General features: G+C 43.0%; 9 protein-coding genes. 5 read left to right on the forward strand and 4 right to left on the reverse strand.

The genetic code is table 11. From position 1 onward, the window contains the following. Positions 1 to 60 precede the first annotated feature (60 nt). The 4 genes from ACMH5P_RS02570 to ACMH5P_RS02585 all read right to left on the reverse strand — a co-directional run bounded on the left by ACMH5P_RS02570 (position 61) and on the right by ACMH5P_RS02585 (position 5,866). Positions 61 to 1,311 (reverse strand): helix-turn-helix domain-containing protein, encoded by a 1,251-nt coding sequence (locus tag ACMH5P_RS02570; RefSeq protein ID WP_459492748.1) that lies wholly within the window; start codon positions 1,309 to 1,311, stop codon positions 61 to 63. A gap of 285 nt (positions 1,312 to 1,596) precedes the next feature. Then, on the reverse strand, positions 1,597 to 2,433 hold the full coding sequence (locus ACMH5P_RS02575; protein WP_459492749.1) for a helix-turn-helix domain-containing protein: 837 nt from the start codon (positions 2,431 to 2,433) through the stop codon (positions 1,597 to 1,599). A 488-nt stretch (positions 2,434 to 2,921) separates the two neighbouring features. Beyond that, positions 2,922 to 5,066 (reverse strand): penicillin acylase family protein, encoded by a 2,145-nt coding sequence (locus tag ACMH5P_RS02580; RefSeq protein ID WP_459492750.1) that lies wholly within the window; start codon positions 5,064 to 5,066, stop codon positions 2,922 to 2,924. A gap of 104 nt (positions 5,067 to 5,170) precedes the next feature. After that, positions 5,171 to 5,866: a DUF4405 domain-containing protein gene (locus tag ACMH5P_RS02585; protein WP_459492751.1), complete on the reverse strand. Its 696-nt coding sequence runs from the start codon at positions 5,864 to 5,866 to the stop codon at positions 5,171 to 5,173. 152 nt (positions 5,867 to 6,018) lie between these two features. On the opposite strand from ACMH5P_RS02585, the gene ACMH5P_RS02590 reads away from it, so the two are divergent. The 5 genes from ACMH5P_RS02590 to ACMH5P_RS02610 all read left to right on the forward strand — a co-directional run bounded on the left by ACMH5P_RS02590 (position 6,019) and on the right by ACMH5P_RS02610 (position 17,286). After that, the gene (locus ACMH5P_RS02590) at positions 6,019 to 8,430 is read left to right on the forward strand and encodes a TonB-dependent receptor (RefSeq protein ID WP_459492752.1); all 2,412 of its coding nucleotides are present in this window, start codon (positions 6,019 to 6,021) and stop codon (positions 8,428 to 8,430) included. Positions 8,431 to 8,440: 10 nt separating this feature from the next. After that, a complete protein-coding gene (locus ACMH5P_RS02595) occupies positions 8,441 to 11,827 on the forward strand; it encodes a HEAT repeat domain-containing protein (protein WP_459492753.1) in 3,387 nt (1,128 codons plus the stop codon). 126 nt (positions 11,828 to 11,953) lie between these two features. Continuing rightward, a complete protein-coding gene (locus ACMH5P_RS02600) occupies positions 11,954 to 13,351 on the forward strand; it encodes a glycoside hydrolase family 30 protein (RefSeq protein ID WP_459492754.1) in 1,398 nt (465 codons plus the stop codon). Between the two features lie 117 nt (positions 13,352 to 13,468). Then, positions 13,469 to 14,836: a Gfo/Idh/MocA family oxidoreductase gene (locus ACMH5P_RS02605; protein WP_459492755.1), complete on the forward strand. Its 1,368-nt coding sequence runs from the start codon at positions 13,469 to 13,471 to the stop codon at positions 14,834 to 14,836. Beyond that, entirely contained in the window at positions 14,833 to 17,286 is a 2,454-nt protein-coding gene (locus tag ACMH5P_RS02610) for a PIG-L family deacetylase (RefSeq protein ID WP_459492756.1), read from the forward strand. The genes ACMH5P_RS02605 and ACMH5P_RS02610 overlap by 4 nt, the downstream gene beginning before the upstream one ends. Positions 17,287 to 17,337 lie beyond the last annotated feature (51 nt).

Here is a 17,337-nt window from a genome sequence, read left to right on the forward strand (position 1 = left end):
CCCTCCCCATACATCATGGAGAGGGATTCGCGAATCAAAGACTAATCTGTTGTAATTTTTCTAGCTAAACCCTAGTTTGATGACCAAACCCGAATCTTCATGCGCATGTTGCTGTTTGGCAACACTCTTTAAATATTCGGAAGGCGTTTTACCCGTTTTCTTACGGAATGAATTCACGAAATTAGAACGCGACAGGAAACCACAGGTATACGCAATTGATTCGAGGGTGAGGTTTTTGGCCCGACCGTCATTAATCAATTCCATGGCATATTCGATACGTGCATTATTTTTCCAATCATTAAAATTGATCCCCAAATAATTGTTGTAGTAGGAAGTCAGTTGGTGATAAGGAATATTCGTATCCTGTGTAATCACGGAAAGCGTAAACCCAGGCTGTAAGAATGGCTTATTCTGAAAATATTCCGATAACTTCCGAGATATTAAAACGTTGGACGTTTCAGCATCCGCTGCATCTGGCTGCATTGTACGCACAGGCGAATTAGCATAATCGTTAAAAATCAACTTTTCTGGCGCATATTCCCTTTTTACAGCTTTACGCTTGTATCCATTATAAAGTATACGTGGAAAGAAGAAAATGGACGTATTCATTACAATAAGGAATAAGGTAGGCACCAACATAAACAATTTAACTTCGGCGACATCATTCACGCGGTAAGCTCCATGTTGGGCAAATAAGCCAATCAAAAATGAACTTAAAAAATTCAAACCTGCACAAAGAATCAGAAGTAAAAACCAGTTTAAGTTGGAATCATTTGACGTCTTCTCATTACTCAGGTAACTCGCACGCTGATTCATAAAAATGCGGAATGCCGCAATACTGTAGATGAATCCAATCAATGGTCTCAGAAAAATATTGTACTCAATTGGAAACAATAAAGTCTTTAGCTGCATCATTTTAAATGGATTCTGAATGATGGCCCGAATAAATTCGATCTTGAGATCTGAACTTAATAAAACATGCGGCATAATATTCAATATAGAAATGGCAAAAGGTAATAAATGCCAATATTCCTGCCGAGTCATTTCTTCCGGTTCATTCGGCAACATCGACTTCTTTATATATAGATAAAGGAGCGGTGCCGACAAATTAAACAAGGGAAGCGCTCCGGGAACAAAATAATAAAGAATGTAGGGGTGGTTTGTATAAAATACGAAATTACGAGTTAGGGAGAAGATACTGACTGATAAGAAAAATAAACTCAAGTAAACTCCCAGTTTGTTTTCTGGTGTGGTATTGACGATCAGCAACGCTGATACCATCAATCCAAAGAGTGATACAATTACAAACATACTATATAGACTTAAATAAGAACACGGAGTAGCTATTTCTGCTATTCGACAATACAAACTTGACTAAATTCTAGTTCAGAATTGAATAAACATGTACCAAAAATTGTATCGGATTTCGATTTCAAGTCAAAAGTGGCGTACCAAAATCAAATAAGAACACGTTTTGGGCCTAAAACAGGACTTTTAGGGTCCTAAAACTGCTAAAAACAAGAAACAGCCTAAGAACTAAATTTGAAAAAAAGTACACCCGCCTGAATGGATTATCCGAAAAATGTTCTCTTTGGGCTAGGATTTATTGTGTTTGGCCAGGTATTCAGAGGGTGTCATGTTCATCACCTTTTTGAAAGCGTCCACAAAATTGGCACGTGAACGATAACCACATTGCATGGAAATAGACTCTAAGGTTAATTGCTTTGCCTCACCCGATTCAATTAATTCAACGGCATGATTGATGCGTAATTCATTCTTCCAATCGTTGAAACTTTGATTATATCGCTGCTTTATGAAATAAGATATTTGATGCACAGGTAGTTTCGTCCCATCAGAGATTGAATTCAAGGAAAATCCCATTTCCAAACATGGTTTAGTAAGCATGTATTCGGTAAATAGTCGTTCGATTTCATCCAAATCATACTTCTGAACATCCGCTTCATTCGTAATATTTGGCTTACGTGTAGACGTGTTTGGTTTTCTTGTTTGCACCACAAAATATTTTTCAAAAACCAACCTAGGGTGAAACAAAGCGGTTAAGATAAAGAGTGCATTAAGCAGTCGGGGCGAAGCGATCAAGGAGTTAATATACTCGGGTTGACTTGAAAATAAGGTGTTTGATGGATTAATATTCAATCCTGCATAGATTGACGTCCCATAGTAACCAAAAGCAAATAGAAAACTTAAACAATAATAGCTATAATGATACCCTTGATCATTTTTGAGTTTAAATTTATTTCCTTTGAAACTGTTGAAAAACAGACGGAATGCGATCAAAAGGTAAATAAATGATTGAACGACCCTGAAAATAACATGAAAAATATACGGCAAAACCAAGGTAGGCAACTTAAATACTGTAGCTGGATTTGTCGTAAACTCATTAATCAACCGATTTTTTAATTCTGAATCCATAAACAGGTATGGAAGTCCATTTATGAAAAAAAGTAAAGACGGTAGAAAGTGGAGCAAATAAACCTTTTTAAATTTAAAATTTGGCTTAAAAACTGCCAAAAAATAAATATATAGAAATGGACCAGATGCCATGTTTAAAATAATTGAATAAGGATAAATGTTAGCTATAAACATTCGATATCCTTCACTCAAAAAAGCAAACGATGTTACTGCAAAAAAAGAGTGGGAAAAGAAAAAAAGAGCGAAATAAAAATTGGGGCCAAAACGCTCCGCTCGATTAATGAAAATCAAGAACGATAAAATAATTCCAAGAACTGTAACAAAAAAAATCAATTTAATTAGAACACTAGGCAGTTAATATTCTTAAAACCTATTTGATGAAGTAGTTGTACGAAACTATACCTTAAAGCCATGTAAACAAATATTTTAACCGCTTTTTTTGGACTAAATTCTAAAAATCTTAACAAATGTTTAAATAATGATTGATTTTACGGTTGGTATACTTTTTTATATCCTCTGATAACATCATTCTTGTAAAAAAGCACATCCTTAAATTCTCCTTTCACATACATCTCAGATTGATCAAAAAAATGAGGCGAGTTGGCATCCCCACATTGCCCCCCAGCCAATAAACTAACAGCCTTTACCTTCGAACCAAACTCTACCGCAGCCACAAAACTGTTGCCATTCACACCATACCATTTCTTAGTTCCTTTAACTGGCCGACTCGTATAAGAGGGCAATTGTCCCCAGGCCGACGAAGTAAATGGCACAGAAAGGCTTGGTTTGTTGTCATCAAACACAGGAGGCTGTTGGTTCGAAATCCGCTGAAAACGATTTACCTCACCCCAGGTCACCTTCCAAGTGCCCCATTGCTGTTCTATATCTTTCTTTACTTGAGCTAAAGCATCCAATAGAACGGACGGATTAGCCTCTTTGGCAAATTGAGTAAAATTAATCACCGGATCGGTTTCGCCTCCGAATTGCTCCAACTTGGGTATCTTGGGTAATAAAGCCTGTCCCCAACGAATCGCAACATGCTGGGCAATCGAATTCTCATCTGCCTGAAAATCCCATGATTTCAAATGATCAATTAACTCCTTAAGTTCTACACGCTCTTTTAAGCTGTAGGCCTTCGTTAAAGCGGGTATTAACACTTCAAATGCCGTAAGTTTCCGGTCATAACCCAATGCAATCAAATCCCTCACATCCAATGATTTCACCTGTGAAAATAAGCGAAAGGCATTTTTATCCCGAAAATTCTCTCCATCGGGGGCCATATACACCGGATATTTCGAACGCAAGGGACTTGCTGACCCTGAAACGGTGAAAGGCGTAGAATTGCAATTCTGAATCCATCCCGTCACAGGATTAACTACATGAACGATATCTTTGACCGCATGCAATCCCTTCCAATCATTTTCACTATTTGTCCCATCTTGTACTATTCCCCAATCTTTCTTGGGATCTCGTTTAGGTACATAATTTCCATGCCAATAGGCTATGTTGCCAAACTTATCAGCATACACCGTATTATTCGAGGTATTCGCACGCAAATCCATGACCTTCTGAAAGGATGCTAAACCTGTGGTTTTCGTGCGAAGCCAACTCTGTTCTAGACTCCGCATCGAACGATTAAAGGAACGAACCGAAATCCAATGCCCATTGCGTTTGGCCATGATGGCCCCTCGATGTGTGAAATAGGTCGTAAACTCACGAGGCGCGGATTCACCCTTTACCCGCAATTGAATCTTTTTGAGTTGCATCGGAAGCCATTTCCCATCCAATAAATAATAGGGGATACCGCCCCGCATTTCCACCTGCTCCCGATACATATCCGAAACATCGACCTGGCTGGATGTATGCATCCAACCGCCATATTCGTTAAATCCTTGGTACACGAAAAACTGTCCCCAAGTTACCGCACCATAAACATGTAAGCCCGCTTCGCTATTCACATGTATCTCCGGACGGAAATAAAAACTCACATGCGGATTAATGTAAAGCATCGCATTGCCAGATTTCGACAAAGATTTCCCCACCGCAAAACCATTGGATCCCAGTAAATCCTCATCCTCCACTTTAACTACGTTACGTGCACTCAATAAATCGGCGAGGCCGTAAAATTGCCCAACTTCCTTTTCGGTGATATCTCCCGTAGATATCGCCCCAATCGATCCATCGGTCCATAAAAGGGGATACCAAGGTTCAAAATGGGTTAATAAGGCTGGCTTAACCTCCGGATGTTTCGCTAAATAATAATTGATTCCATCCGCATAGGCATTCAATAATTGCTTCAACCAAGCAGGGGCCTTCGCATAATCTTCTTTTGCCTCTTGCGGATCGATGATCAAACGCAAATACAAATCGTTCGCTAGTTCACTCGGCCCATACACCTCGGCCAGACGGCCTAATTTCTCCATATAATTCCGCTCCACCCGCGAAAAATCGTCCTCACATTGCGCATACATCATTCCAAAAACCGCATCGGCATCCGATTTCCCATAAATATGTGGCACACCATAGGCATCTCGGTAAATCGTAACACGCTTTGCTTGCGCCTTCCAGCGCTCCGGAATCGGATTAGCAAAAATGGATGTAGAAAGAAGGAATAGAAGTAATAGCTTTTTCATAGTTGTCGGGATGTAAACAAAAATAGAAATTTCGCCGCCACATCCTATCCCGAACACAAAAAAAGCACGCGATTGCGTGCTTTCTAATCTGACTAACTAATTTCTTATTGAACGTCCAAATAGGCTCTTTCGACCAAACCCTCTTCTTTCGCCAAGCCTTGAACACCCGTTTCCAACGCCTTCACACGACGCGTAACTTTTTGGGATTTACCTTCATGCTCAAATGTCAATACCAAATCAAAGGGAGCTACAGTCGAAATCTTCGTCTGTAACAAAAGATTGGCCGGCGGACCTTTCATTTCTTTATCCGCGGCTAAAAGCGTCTCAAGCACTTTTCCGGTGGTATCTGCTACCTCAACCGAAACTCCTGAGAATACAGCTTCTTTACCCTTTTGCACCAATAAAACCACCGCATGGCCATTCGTTGAATCTAAGGTCTTCTTCTCAGCAAAGTTCACTGTACTTGGTCGCTTTCCACCACTTGCGAAAATTTTACCAAATTCAGCAACGGGCTCCAGCACTTCGGTCACGGATAAAACGAGGATGATGCCAGTGATTAACGAAGCCACGACCAATTCCTTCTTGATGGATCCACTCTTACGATCTTTGGAATATGCCTTGATCGAATCCCAATTGTTCAAAATATGAAAAATCGCAAATGAGATAAATAACAAACCAAAGATGGTATGCGTCATCTCAATAAAATGGGCCTTTTGCTTTACGTAAAGCAAAATACCAGTCGTTGCCAAAATAAAGAAGGCAATCGCCACGGTCAAACTGATTAGATTTTTGTTTTTCATAGGGTTGTTTTTTTTTCAAATATGTTGGTTACAGAAGAACTAAAGACCACAAATTCGACAAAAACGGGAAATTCTGCAACATAAACCGACAAGTAGGTATAAATTGTCGGCCTATGTCTTTTTAACTTGCAGGACATCTAAACCTTTTTCTATTGAAAAATTTATACATCCTTTTTTTTCTTGGAATTAACTTTCTCAGCTTCGGTCAAAATCAGTCGAAAGGCAAATTGACGGGGCAGGTGGTCGAGGCGAATTCCAACAATCCCATTCCTTTCTCGAGTGTTCGTATTCAAACAGCGAACCCCGTAAAACTCATTACCGGCGCCATTGCCAACGAGAAAGGTGAATTTAGCATCGAAGTAAATCAAGGCGTCTATGACATCATCATTGAGAGCGTGGGCTATGAAGCGACGACCGTAAAAGGTGTACAAATCAGCAAAACGACGCAATTGGGAAGTATTTCGGCGAAGGCAAGTTCACAGACGCTTTCCGAAGTAACCGTGAAAGGCCAAAAGGCGAGCATGGAACTTAATCTGGACAAACGAATATTCAATGTGGGAACGGACGCGGCTAATAAAGGGGCCACGGCAGCCGAGATCTTAGGAAATCTTCCCTCGGTTCAAGTAAGTGGTGAAGGAGGGGTCAGTCTTCGAGGAAGTGAGAATGTGCGTATCCTAATCGATGGAAAACCCTCTACTCTAGTGGGTATCAATGGTTCGTCGGGCCTGCAATCCTTACAAGGAAATCTAATCGATAAGGTCGAGATCATCACCAATCCATCTGCACGCTACGAGGCAGAAGGAATGGCAGGGATTATTAACATCGTATTAAAGAAGAATCAAAACCAAGGATTCAATGGAGCTATCGAAACCAATTTAGGCTATCCAGAGAATTTTGGGGGAACAGCAATCATCAACTACCGCAAGAATAAGTTGAACTTCTTCCTAAACTACGGACTCTTTTACCGTCGGACACCCGGAAGAGGAAAACTCTATCAGGAAGTCAATACGGGTGAACAAACGAATTACCTCGAACAAAGCAGCTCCAATAATGTGAGGGGCTTAGTGAATAATATTCGCGGCGGAGCAGATTACTTTTTCAATGATAAAACCATTCTGACGGCATCCTACATTTTCCGCAGTACGCACGTAAGAAGGATAACCGATTTTTATTACCTGGATTATCGCAAGGCCTTAAGCAATTTGTATTCGGATACCTATCGCCAACAAGATGAAAAGGAGACAGAACCGAATGCCGAATATGCCCTAACCTTTAAGAAATCCTTCGCGAAGAAAGGGAAGGAGTTTTCGGCCGACCTACGCTATTTGGACTATTGGGAACAATCGGATCAGATTTACACGCAGACGAGTAAGTTTGGCGATGGAAGTCCATACCCTGCAAATTCCCTTGTTCAAAAAGCCTTAAATGATGAATACGAGCGTCAATGGATTCTGCAAGCTGATTACACCAATCCGCTAGGAAAAGACGGTAAAGTTGAAATGGGATTGCGGACGAGTTTCCGGGATATGATCAACGACTACATTGTGACCCAGCAGCAAGCCAATGGCAGCTTCGCGGTGATTCCCGGTTTGCAAAACCTTTTTGATTACCAAGAAAACATCTCGGCGGCCTATGTAATTTTGGGAAATAAGCAGCATAAATTCTCTTACCAATTTGGTCTACGGGGGGAAGTTACCGACATCCAAACTGAATTGAAACAAACCCAAGAAAAGAACCCACGGAACTATGCGAACTTGTTTCCCAGCGCGCATTTTACCTATGCGATGAATCCAAATAGTTCCTTTCAATTGGGCTATTCGAGACGGGTCCGTCGGCCAACTTACAATGAATTGAGTCCGTTTGTAACTTTCTCAGACAACCGAAATTTCTTCTCGGGTAACCCAAATCTGAATCCCGAATTCACCAATTCCTTCGATTTAGGACATTTAAAGTATTTTGATGCGGGGAGTTTAAGTTCATCGGTTTATTACCGCTATACGACTGGGAAAATCGATCAAATTCGGACGGTGGATGCACAGGGTTTTTCGAAGAGTATGCCATTAAACTTTGCGGACCAACAATCCATGGGAATCGAATTAACGAGTTCGTTCAATGTATCCAAGGCCTATAAGGCAGATTTGAGTTTGAATGCATTCCGAGCGAAGATTGATGCCACAAACGTTGATGCGAATTATTTAGTGGACACCTATTCGTGGTTCATGCGACATACCTCACGTATTAAATTAGGTGGGGGTATCGATGCGCAAGTAAGAGCAAATTACGAAGCTCCGCAAAAAACAGCCCAGGGAACGCGTGGGCACATTGCTTGGATGGACTTATCGGCAACGAAAGATATCCTACAAGGAAAGGGAACATTGAGTTTGAATGTACTCGATCTATTCAACTCGCGCATTATGCGGACGGAGACATTTGGCGGAACATTTTACACAAACCGGGAAATGCAGGGCAGATTAAGACAAATAAATATTACTTTTAACTACCGATTAAATACCACCAAGCAAGCCGCCAAACAGCGACGAAGCATGATGGACGAAGAGAATTAAGCGTAAACCTATGAAACAAAGAATTTTACTAGCCGCCGGTCTCATGCAGATTTTGGCGTTTGGCTGTACGAGCTCACAAGAAAAATCCGTGTATCAGGTAATTTTTGAGGACCAAGATCAAATCGCCCAACGAGCCAAAGCTTCGAAAGAAAAGCTTCCCATTAAGATATCCGAGGGCATGGAGATTACCCGTTGGGCCTCCGACAGCCTTGCGCCCGACCCTGTGGCCATCGACATCGATGATCAAGGAGCGATCTATTTGAATTCAACAAACCGAGGGAAGGTATCCGAATTCGATATTCGGGGCCACCGGGATTGGATGACCGAATCCATTGGTTTCCAAACGGTCGAGGACCGCAAAGCATTCTTGCATCGCACCTTTGCACCTGAAAATTCGGAAAAGAATTCTTGGTTACCTGATTTAAATGGTGATGGAATACACGATTGGCATGACTTGACAATCGAAAAGGAAGAAATATGGAAGTTGGAGGATAAGAATGGAGATGGTTATGCCGACCAAAGTACGCGTATCTTAAATCAATTCAATCAAGAGGTAACGGATGTAGCCGGTGGTTTATTGGTTCGTAAGAAAGACGCATTCGTAGCGGTAGGACCTGATTTATGGCGCCTAGATAATACAAACAAGAAAGGACTTTGGACGAATGCTAAATCCATCGCGACCGGTTTTGCGGTACATATTGGTTTTGGAGGACATGGCATGTCGAGTGTCATCGAAGGACCTGATGGAAAGATTTATTGGCAGATTGGAGACATTGGGGCAAATATCACGACCATAGATGGACGTAACTTACCGAATCCCAATTCAGGCGTTTTGGTGCGCTCAAACCCCGATGGAACGGATTTAGAAATTGTGGCGTCAGGCATCCGAAATACACACGAATTTGTGTTTGATCATTATGGAAACATCATATCCTCCGATAACGACGGAGATCATCCGGGTGAAAGTGAGCGTTTAGTACATATTGTGGAAGGAGCGGATATTGGATGGCGGTCCAACTGGCAATATGGAAAGTATACGGATCCCAAAAACAACCTGTATAAGGTTTGGATGGACGAGAAATTGTATTTACCGCGCTGGGAAGGGCAAGCGGCTTATATCATTCCTCCGATTCGCAATTACCATAATGGACCGACGGGTATGGTATTTAATCCGGGAACGGCATTGGGTAAAAAGTGGCAGAACAAGTTTTTCTTGGTGGAATTCGTGGGAAATGCCAACAATTCTCACATCTGGGCATTTGACCTAAAGCCAAAAGGGGCATCCTTTGACTTCCATTCTGAGGAGGATGTGGTGCGTGGAATTTTACCAACGGGTATTCGTTTTGGTCCGGAAGGAGCACTCTATGCGGCGGACTGGGTAAATGGTTGGGATGCGAAAAACTATGGCCGTGTATGGAAACTGGATGTTACATCCAAGGAAAATGACCTAGCGGCAGAACGCCAAAAAACGAAGGAATACATTCAAATGGATTATTCCAAAGCACCATTGAGTCAATTAGGCGAGTTGCTTTATTACGGTGATATGCGTGTGCGTCAAAAGGCACAATTTGAATTAGTGGAGCGTGGGGACTCTAATGCCTTTGAGCAAGCCATTAATCAAAAGGAAAACCAATTAGCTCGTGTGCATGGAATTTGGGGCATCGGCCAATTGGCCAGAAAAACGCCAGCATTCGCAGATAAATTGATAGGCCTCATCCAAGATGCAGATCCGGAAATTCAAGCGCAGGCCATTAAAACCTTAGGGGATAATAAATACAAGAATGCCGCAAAAGCGATCATTCCAAGCTTAGCGTCAACATCAGCGCGCGTACAATTCTTCGCGGCGCAAGCTTTGGGACGAATGGAAGAGGCTGAAGCCGTTAAGCCCTTGTTAAAATTGGTGGAAATGAACCGTGATCAAGACGTTTATATCCGCCATGCGGCGGTATTTGCCTTGAGTCGGATTGGACAAGTAGAACCCATCGTTGCATTGGCGACGTCATCGAATCGCTCCTTGCGCATAGCTGCTGTATTGGTGTTACGTCGTCTGAAGAATCCAGCAGTTGAACAATTCTTGTACGATTCGGATGAATACATCGTTACTGAGGCAGCGCGTGCGATTCACGATGATGAGTCGATTCCTGCCGCTTTACCCGCATTGGCAAAAACGCTGACGGTGAATAAATGGACATCGGAGCCCTTGATTCGTCGGGCGATTAATGCTTGTTTACGCGTGGGAACGGCGAAGGAAATCGATTATTTGGTTGCCTATATTCAACGACAAGATATTCCAGATGCATTACGTGCGGAGGGTATTGCGACCTTGGGAACCTGGGGAAGTCCATCCGTTTTGGATCGTGTCGATGGAAGATACCGAGGGGTTTTAGACCGCAAGGCATCGGACGTAGTGGATAAAGTTGCGGGAATCGTACCGGCTTTCTTGAAAAGTAAGAATCCAGAGGTATTGTTCGCTACGGGTCAATTAATCGCAGAATTGGGAATTCAAAATGCCAAATCGGAGCAAACACAATTATTCTTAAATCACCCAAGTCCGAAGGTTCGTGCGGGTCAATTGAGTTCATTGACTGCATTGAATGATGTGAATCTACCTTTGCTCTTACAAAAGGGAATTGAGGATGTCGATAGAAATGTGCGTGCGCAGGCATTAGGATCTTTGGATAAGATATCAATCCCGAAAGCTCAACTACCGGGAATCGTTAACCCGATTTTCGAGAAGGGAAGCTTACCGGAGCAACAGCAATTGCTACAAAGTATTGCTAAAATGCCGGTTGACAATTCACAAGAAGTATTAGCTGATTTGATCGAGCGCATGGTGGCCAATAAATTACCCGCCGGCATTCGTTTGGATTTAATTGAGGCCGTAGAAGCCACGCAAGCCGAAAAGCTAGTCGCTAAATTGGATGCCTTGAAAACGAAAGGAACGTTAACGGATGAATACAAGGATGCCTTATATGGCGGCAATTTGCAGTTGGGAAATGCCATTTTTTACCGCAATCAATCCGTGGAATGTATCCGTTGTCACAATGCTGGTGGCGAAGGAGGGGTGGTTGGCCCGTCTTTAAAGGGTATCGGAAGCCGATTGACGCGCGAGCAAATTCTACAAGCCTTGATTGAACCAAGCGCGCGAATTGCCCCGGGATACGGAATGATTTCATTGAAGTTGACTGATGGCCAAGAAGTAACCGGAACGGTCATTCAAGAAACTGACGATGAAATTCAGTTGAAAACAAGCGAAGCTGAACCCCTCCGCATAGCTACAGCACGTATCAAATCGCGCGAGAACTATCCATCGAGCATGCCACCGATGGGAGGATTAATGAGCAAAAGAGAGATTCGGGATGTGGTGGAGTTTTTGGCTTCGCTGAAAAGCAAGTAAGAGGTTAGAGGTAAGAGCTAAAAGTTAAGAGTAATTTAGTTCTTAGTTCTTAACTCTTAGTTCCATCTGATCTGACTTGCAATTCGAATAATTTTGAATATATTTAAATCAATTTAAACCTATTGCATGAAACGAAATCCTTGGCTGCTGACGCTGGTCATCTCTTTTTATTGTATTTCAAGTTTCGGACAAATTTGGGTTTCAGAACCTAGTCTAGGAAAAATGCTTGCAAAACAAGTATTGAATCAACTTACAACAACCAAGACAGGTATTCTCATTACCACACAAAAGCAATTTCAAGTAATTGATGGATTTGGATATACCCTAACGGGTGGAAGTGCACAATTGATTTATGCACTCGAAGCCCCGAAAAGAAAGACACTCCTTGAAGAGTTATTTGGTCAAGGACCTTCGTCCATCGGTATTTCCGTTTTACGCATTGCTGTAGGAGCCAGTGATTTAGATGGCCAGGTATTTTCTTACGATGATGTGCCATCAGGCCAAACGGACCCGTCATTGAAACAATTCTCCTTAAAAGCTTCGCAATCGGATTTAATCCCCTTAATGCAGGAGATCAAAAAAATCAATCCCAAGATAAAATTCATGGCAACGCCTTGGTCGCCACCCGCTTGGATGAAGGATAATCAATCTTCGAAAGGGGGAAGCTTGCTACCCGGGAATTATCAGGTATATGCCAACTACCTTGTTCGCTATTTACGCGAAATGAAGGCCTTGGGATTAGAAATGGACTATTTAACGCCTCAGAATGAACCCTTGCATCCGGGTAATAATCCCAGTTTATTGATGTTGGCCTCCGAACAAAACCAATTCATCAAAAAGCATTTGGGACCCGCCATTCAAAAAGCAGGATTAAAAACAAAGATCATCGTTTATGACCATAACTGCGATAAGCCGGAGTATCCCTTGGAAATTTTGAATGATACCATAACCCGTCAATACGTAGCTGGATCAGCCTTTCACTTGTATAATGGGGATATTTCAGCGCTTGGACTAGTTCGAAAAGCACATCCCGATAAGGATGTATATTTCACCGAACAATGGACAGGTGCCAAAGGAGATTTTGCCGGCGATTTCCATTGGCATATGAAAAACGTCATTATTGGTTCCCTCAATAACGATGCCAAAACGGCTTTGGAGTGGAACTTGGCGAATGACCCCAATTGGGAACCGCATACACCCGGCGGATGTACGGAATGCAAGGGCGCTTTGACGATTGATAAAAATGGGCAAATTCTCCGAAATCAAGCCTATTACATTATTGCGCAAGCCTCGAAATTCATCCCAACCGAATCAAAACGAATAGAAATCAGTAATTTACCTAAAGGAGTGAATGGAGTGGCTGTTCAACGGCCTGACCAGAAAGTGGCCGTTCTATTACAAAATGAAACACAAAATACCATCAATACTTCAGTAGGTTTCGGTGGAAAATATTGGAATTTGGAGTTAAAAAAGGAAAGTACAGTGACGATTTTATTGGACAAAGAGGTGAGAGGTAAGAGGTAAGAGGTAAAATTAAAGATGATTAGTCAATCTACCTTTGGACCAGAAACTAATATATATACTAGCGACTACAACTAAAATTTAAACCTGCTAGAGACTAGTGACTAGCGACTATAACCTATGAAAACATTCAACATCAACCGCCGTCATTTCCTGAAAGGGGCATCTGCAGGATTGGCGATGACAACTTTTGGAGCCTATGGGCTGGATTTAGTGAATCCCAACAAACCTTTGCGCGTCGGTCTAATCGGTGCGGGATGGTATGGGAAAAGTGATTTGTTCCGTTTGATGCAGGTAGCACCCGTGGAAGTTGTGGCGCTCTGTGATCCGGACCGAAATATGTTGACGCAAGCGGGTCAATTGGTCGCTGCCCGACAAAAATCACGTAAAACACCTCGATTATACGGTGATTACCAAAAGCTTTTGGCAGACAATCAATTAGACATTGTTTTAATAGGTAGTCCAGATCATTGGCATCCCTTGCAAATGATTGATTCGGTGAAGGCCGGAGCTAATGTATATGTTCAAAAACCGATCTCGGTAGATGTTTTGGAGGGGGAAGCCATGGTCGCCGCCGCCAGAAAATATGGCAAAACAGTTCAAGTAGGTACTCAACGGAAATCAACCCCGCACATCATTGAGGCAAAAAATAAGATTGTAGACTCCGGAATGTTGGGCAAAATCGCTCATGTGGAGATGTATTGCTACTATCACATGCGTAACAATGGCAATCCACCGGTGCAAGCGGTTCCCGACTTCTTTGATTATGAAACTTGGACTGGCCCAGCACCTTTACGTCCCTATGACGGCTTACCACATACCCGTTGGTGGAGAACATTCAACGAATACGGAAATGGAATCATGGGCGATATGTGTGTCCACATGTTCGATACAGCGCGTTGGTTATTAGGCTTAGGTTGGCCAAAACGCATTTCATCCGAAGGAGGTATCTATGTCCAGAAAGAGGGGAAATCGAATATTGCCGACACACAAACCGCTGTATTTGAATACGATGGCTTAAACTGTGTTTGGCAACATCGCACATGGGGCACGCCACCCGATCCCGAATATCCGTGGGGATTAACAATCTATGGAGAAAAAGGAACGCTTCGTCTGAGTACCATGCAATACGATTTCACGCCGGTCGATCCCAAAGCTGCCAAAATTCATGGTTCTTGTCTTTTTGAAAAGGAAAAATATCCGGAGGATTTGACGGAAGATCGCATTGAATTAAATGCAGCTCCGGCAACTCGCTTACACATGTTGGACTTCTTAGCTGCCATCGACAAAGGCACGAAACCTGTCGCAGATATTCAGGAAGGGCATATTTCAACGGCATCGTGTATTTTGGCAAATGTCTCGATGAAATTAGGCCGACCACTTTCTTATGATCCAGCAAGTAAAACGGTCATAAACGACCCTGAGGCAACTCAATTATTAGCGAGAACCTATCGTCAACCCTGGTCACGAAATAGCTTAAACGCATGAAAAAACTCCTAATCATCTGTCTGTTAACTCCAAGCTTGGCTTGGGCACAAAATGGTCTTCAATTACTGGAGAACTTGAAACGTATCGAATCAACGGGGACCGTACTACACGTAGCGGCACATCCCGATGATGAAAGCACACACATGTTGACCTGGTTTGCCCAAGAACAGCACTGGGAAACGAATTATTTCGCCTTCACACGAGGGGATGGGGGTCAAAACCTGATTGGTGATGAGCAGGGAATTCCTCTGGGATTAATTCGGACCCAGGAACTCTTGGCGGCGCGTAAAATCGATGGTGCCAATCAATATTTTTCCCAGGCATTTGATTTTGGATTCTCTAAATCGACCGACGAGGCCTTGAGCTTCTGGAATAAGGAATTGGTCTTGTCCAATTTGGTGTATGTGATCCGAAAATTGCGTCCAGATATCATTTTTACGCGTTTTCCTCCGGATGCACGTGCAGGCCATGGACATCATTCGGCTTCGGCTGTGATGGCAATTGAAGCTTATCAAGCGGCAGCCGACCCAAAACGCTTCCCTGAACAATTGAAAGGGGATATCAAACCTTGGAAGGCGACGCGATTGTTGTGGAATACCTTTCGTTTTGGTAGCTCATCGACAGTATCTGAGGATCAATTCAAGATGCAAATCGGGAATTTCTTGCCGAGCATTGGACAGAGCACGGGCGAAATGGCAGCGTACAGTCGGAGCCAACATAAATCCCAAGGCTTCGGTTTTGCCGTCGATCATGGTAAATCGACCGAGTATTTCCAAACCTTGGCAGGGCCTGCGCCAAAAAATTCGATTGATGAAGGGGTGCCCAACCATTGGCAAGAAAGCGCAGCGGGTGCTGAAGTGGAGCGCCTGATTCGTTTGATCATTCGTAACTACCAGGCCGAAAAGCCTTATTTGAGTGTCCCTGACATGATTCAGGTTCGTCGGGCGATTCAAAAATTACCCAATTCTTATTTAATCGCTAAGAAAACGAAGCAAATCGATGAGTGGATTGTGGCAGCGGCTGGTATCCATTTTGCGGGCAATACGAATCGTGGAACGATAGCACAGGGGGATCCTATTTCGATTAAAACGGAATTCATCGTGCGAAGCCCCATTCATGTGGGTGCGCTGAATTTACGAGTAGGTGAAAAAGATACATTATTTAAGGACAATGCGATTCCTTATCAAAAAATCGTTTGGAATTCGAGACAAATCGTCAAGCAAGCCATTACCCAACCGTATTGGTTAGTCAATACCAAAGAAACCGGCCATTTCGTGGTCAAAGACCCAAGCAAAATCGGTCAAGCCGCTCCTGATCCCGCGATGCAAATAACGGCTCAATTTACAGTAGAGGGCGAATTGATCGCGGTGAGTAGACCTGTTCAAGAAATCGTTGTAGACCCCGTCAAAGGGGAATTTACCCAACCCATCACGATCACGCCACGCAGTATCTTCCAGATTAATCATCCGAATATCTTGTTGCCTAAGGGTTCCGGCGAAAATAAATCGGCCGAAGTAAGTCTAAAGGCCATGGGAAATATCGCTGCCGGCAAGGTCTCGGTGATGAACCAAGACGGAAAAGTGTTGGGGACATTGGATTTACCGAATGGAATCGCTGCGGGGATGAGCCAAAATGTGAGCATCCAATTACGCGAGAAGGATCAAGAGGTGGATGGAAAAATGACTTGGAAATTGCGCTTAGCCTATGAAACCAGCAAGGGAAATTGGGTGGATTCTTTACAGATGGAGAGCATACAATATCCCCATATTCCGGTCCAACGGTATTTTTCACCGGTGGCCTTAAATGTCTTGCACATCGACTTCAAGAAAGCGGGAAAGCGTATCGGATACATCAAAGGAGCGGGGGATAAGGTACCCGAAAGCTTGGAGCAAATGGGTTATCAGGTGGATTATTTACAGGAGGCCGACTTGAAAGCAAGTAATTTAGCGAAATACGATGTGGTATTAACGGGAGTTCGTGCGCACAATACGGTGGAATACTTGGGGAATGTGCATGGAGAATTGATGAAATATATGGAGCAAGGGGGTAATTACGTGGTACAATACAACACGCAAAGTACATTGGGACCCTTGAAGAGTTCGATGGGACCCTATCCCATGAGCATTACACGTAATCGGATTACCAAGGAGGAAGCGGAGCCGCATTTCTTGATGGAACATGGATTATTTAAGTCTCCCAATGCGATTACGGCACTTGATTTTGATGATTGGATTCAGGAGCGGAGTATCTATTTGGCTGAGTCGTCAGATTCTCATTTCGAATTTCCTTTGGCCTTCACGGATCCAGGAGAACCTGAGCAAAAAGGAAATATTGCCGTTTGTAAGTATGGCAAAGGCCAATTCATCTATACGGGATTGGTTTTCTTCCGGGAATTACCGGCGGGCATTCCGGGGGCGTGGCGATTGATGGCGAATTTGTTAAGTCGCTAATTTTGTAGAGACGCGATACCTCGCGTCTATTTTTTTAAATTATACATAAAG

Source organism: Aquirufa sp. 5-AUSEE-100C1 (genome assembly GCF_054558655.1).

Excerpts from the sequence above, each read along its gene's own strand:
- ACMH5P_RS02570 (WP_459492748.1), bottom strand. The coding sequence starts at position 1,311 with ATGTTTGTAATTGTATCACTCTTTGGATTGATGGTATCAGCGTTGCTG.
- ACMH5P_RS02575 (WP_459492749.1), bottom strand. The coding sequence starts at position 2,433 with ATGGATTCAGAATTAAAAAATCGGTTGATTAATGAGTTTACGACAAAT.
- ACMH5P_RS02580 (WP_459492750.1), bottom strand. The coding sequence starts at position 5,066 with ATGAAAAAGCTATTACTTCTATTCCTTCTTTCTACATCCATTTTTGCT.
- ACMH5P_RS02585 (WP_459492751.1), bottom strand. The coding sequence starts at position 5,866 with ATGAAAAACAAAAATCTAATCAGTTTGACCGTGGCGATTGCCTTCTTT.
- ACMH5P_RS02595 (WP_459492753.1), top strand. The coding sequence starts at position 8,441 with ATGAAACAAAGAATTTTACTAGCCGCCGGTCTCATGCAGATTTTGGCG.
- ACMH5P_RS02600 (WP_459492754.1), top strand. The coding sequence starts at position 11,954 with ATGAAACGAAATCCTTGGCTGCTGACGCTGGTCATCTCTTTTTATTGT.
- ACMH5P_RS02605 (WP_459492755.1), top strand. The coding sequence starts at position 13,469 with ATGAAAACATTCAACATCAACCGCCGTCATTTCCTGAAAGGGGCATCT.
- ACMH5P_RS02610 (WP_459492756.1), top strand. The coding sequence starts at position 14,833 with ATGAAAAAACTCCTAATCATCTGTCTGTTAACTCCAAGCTTGGCTTGG.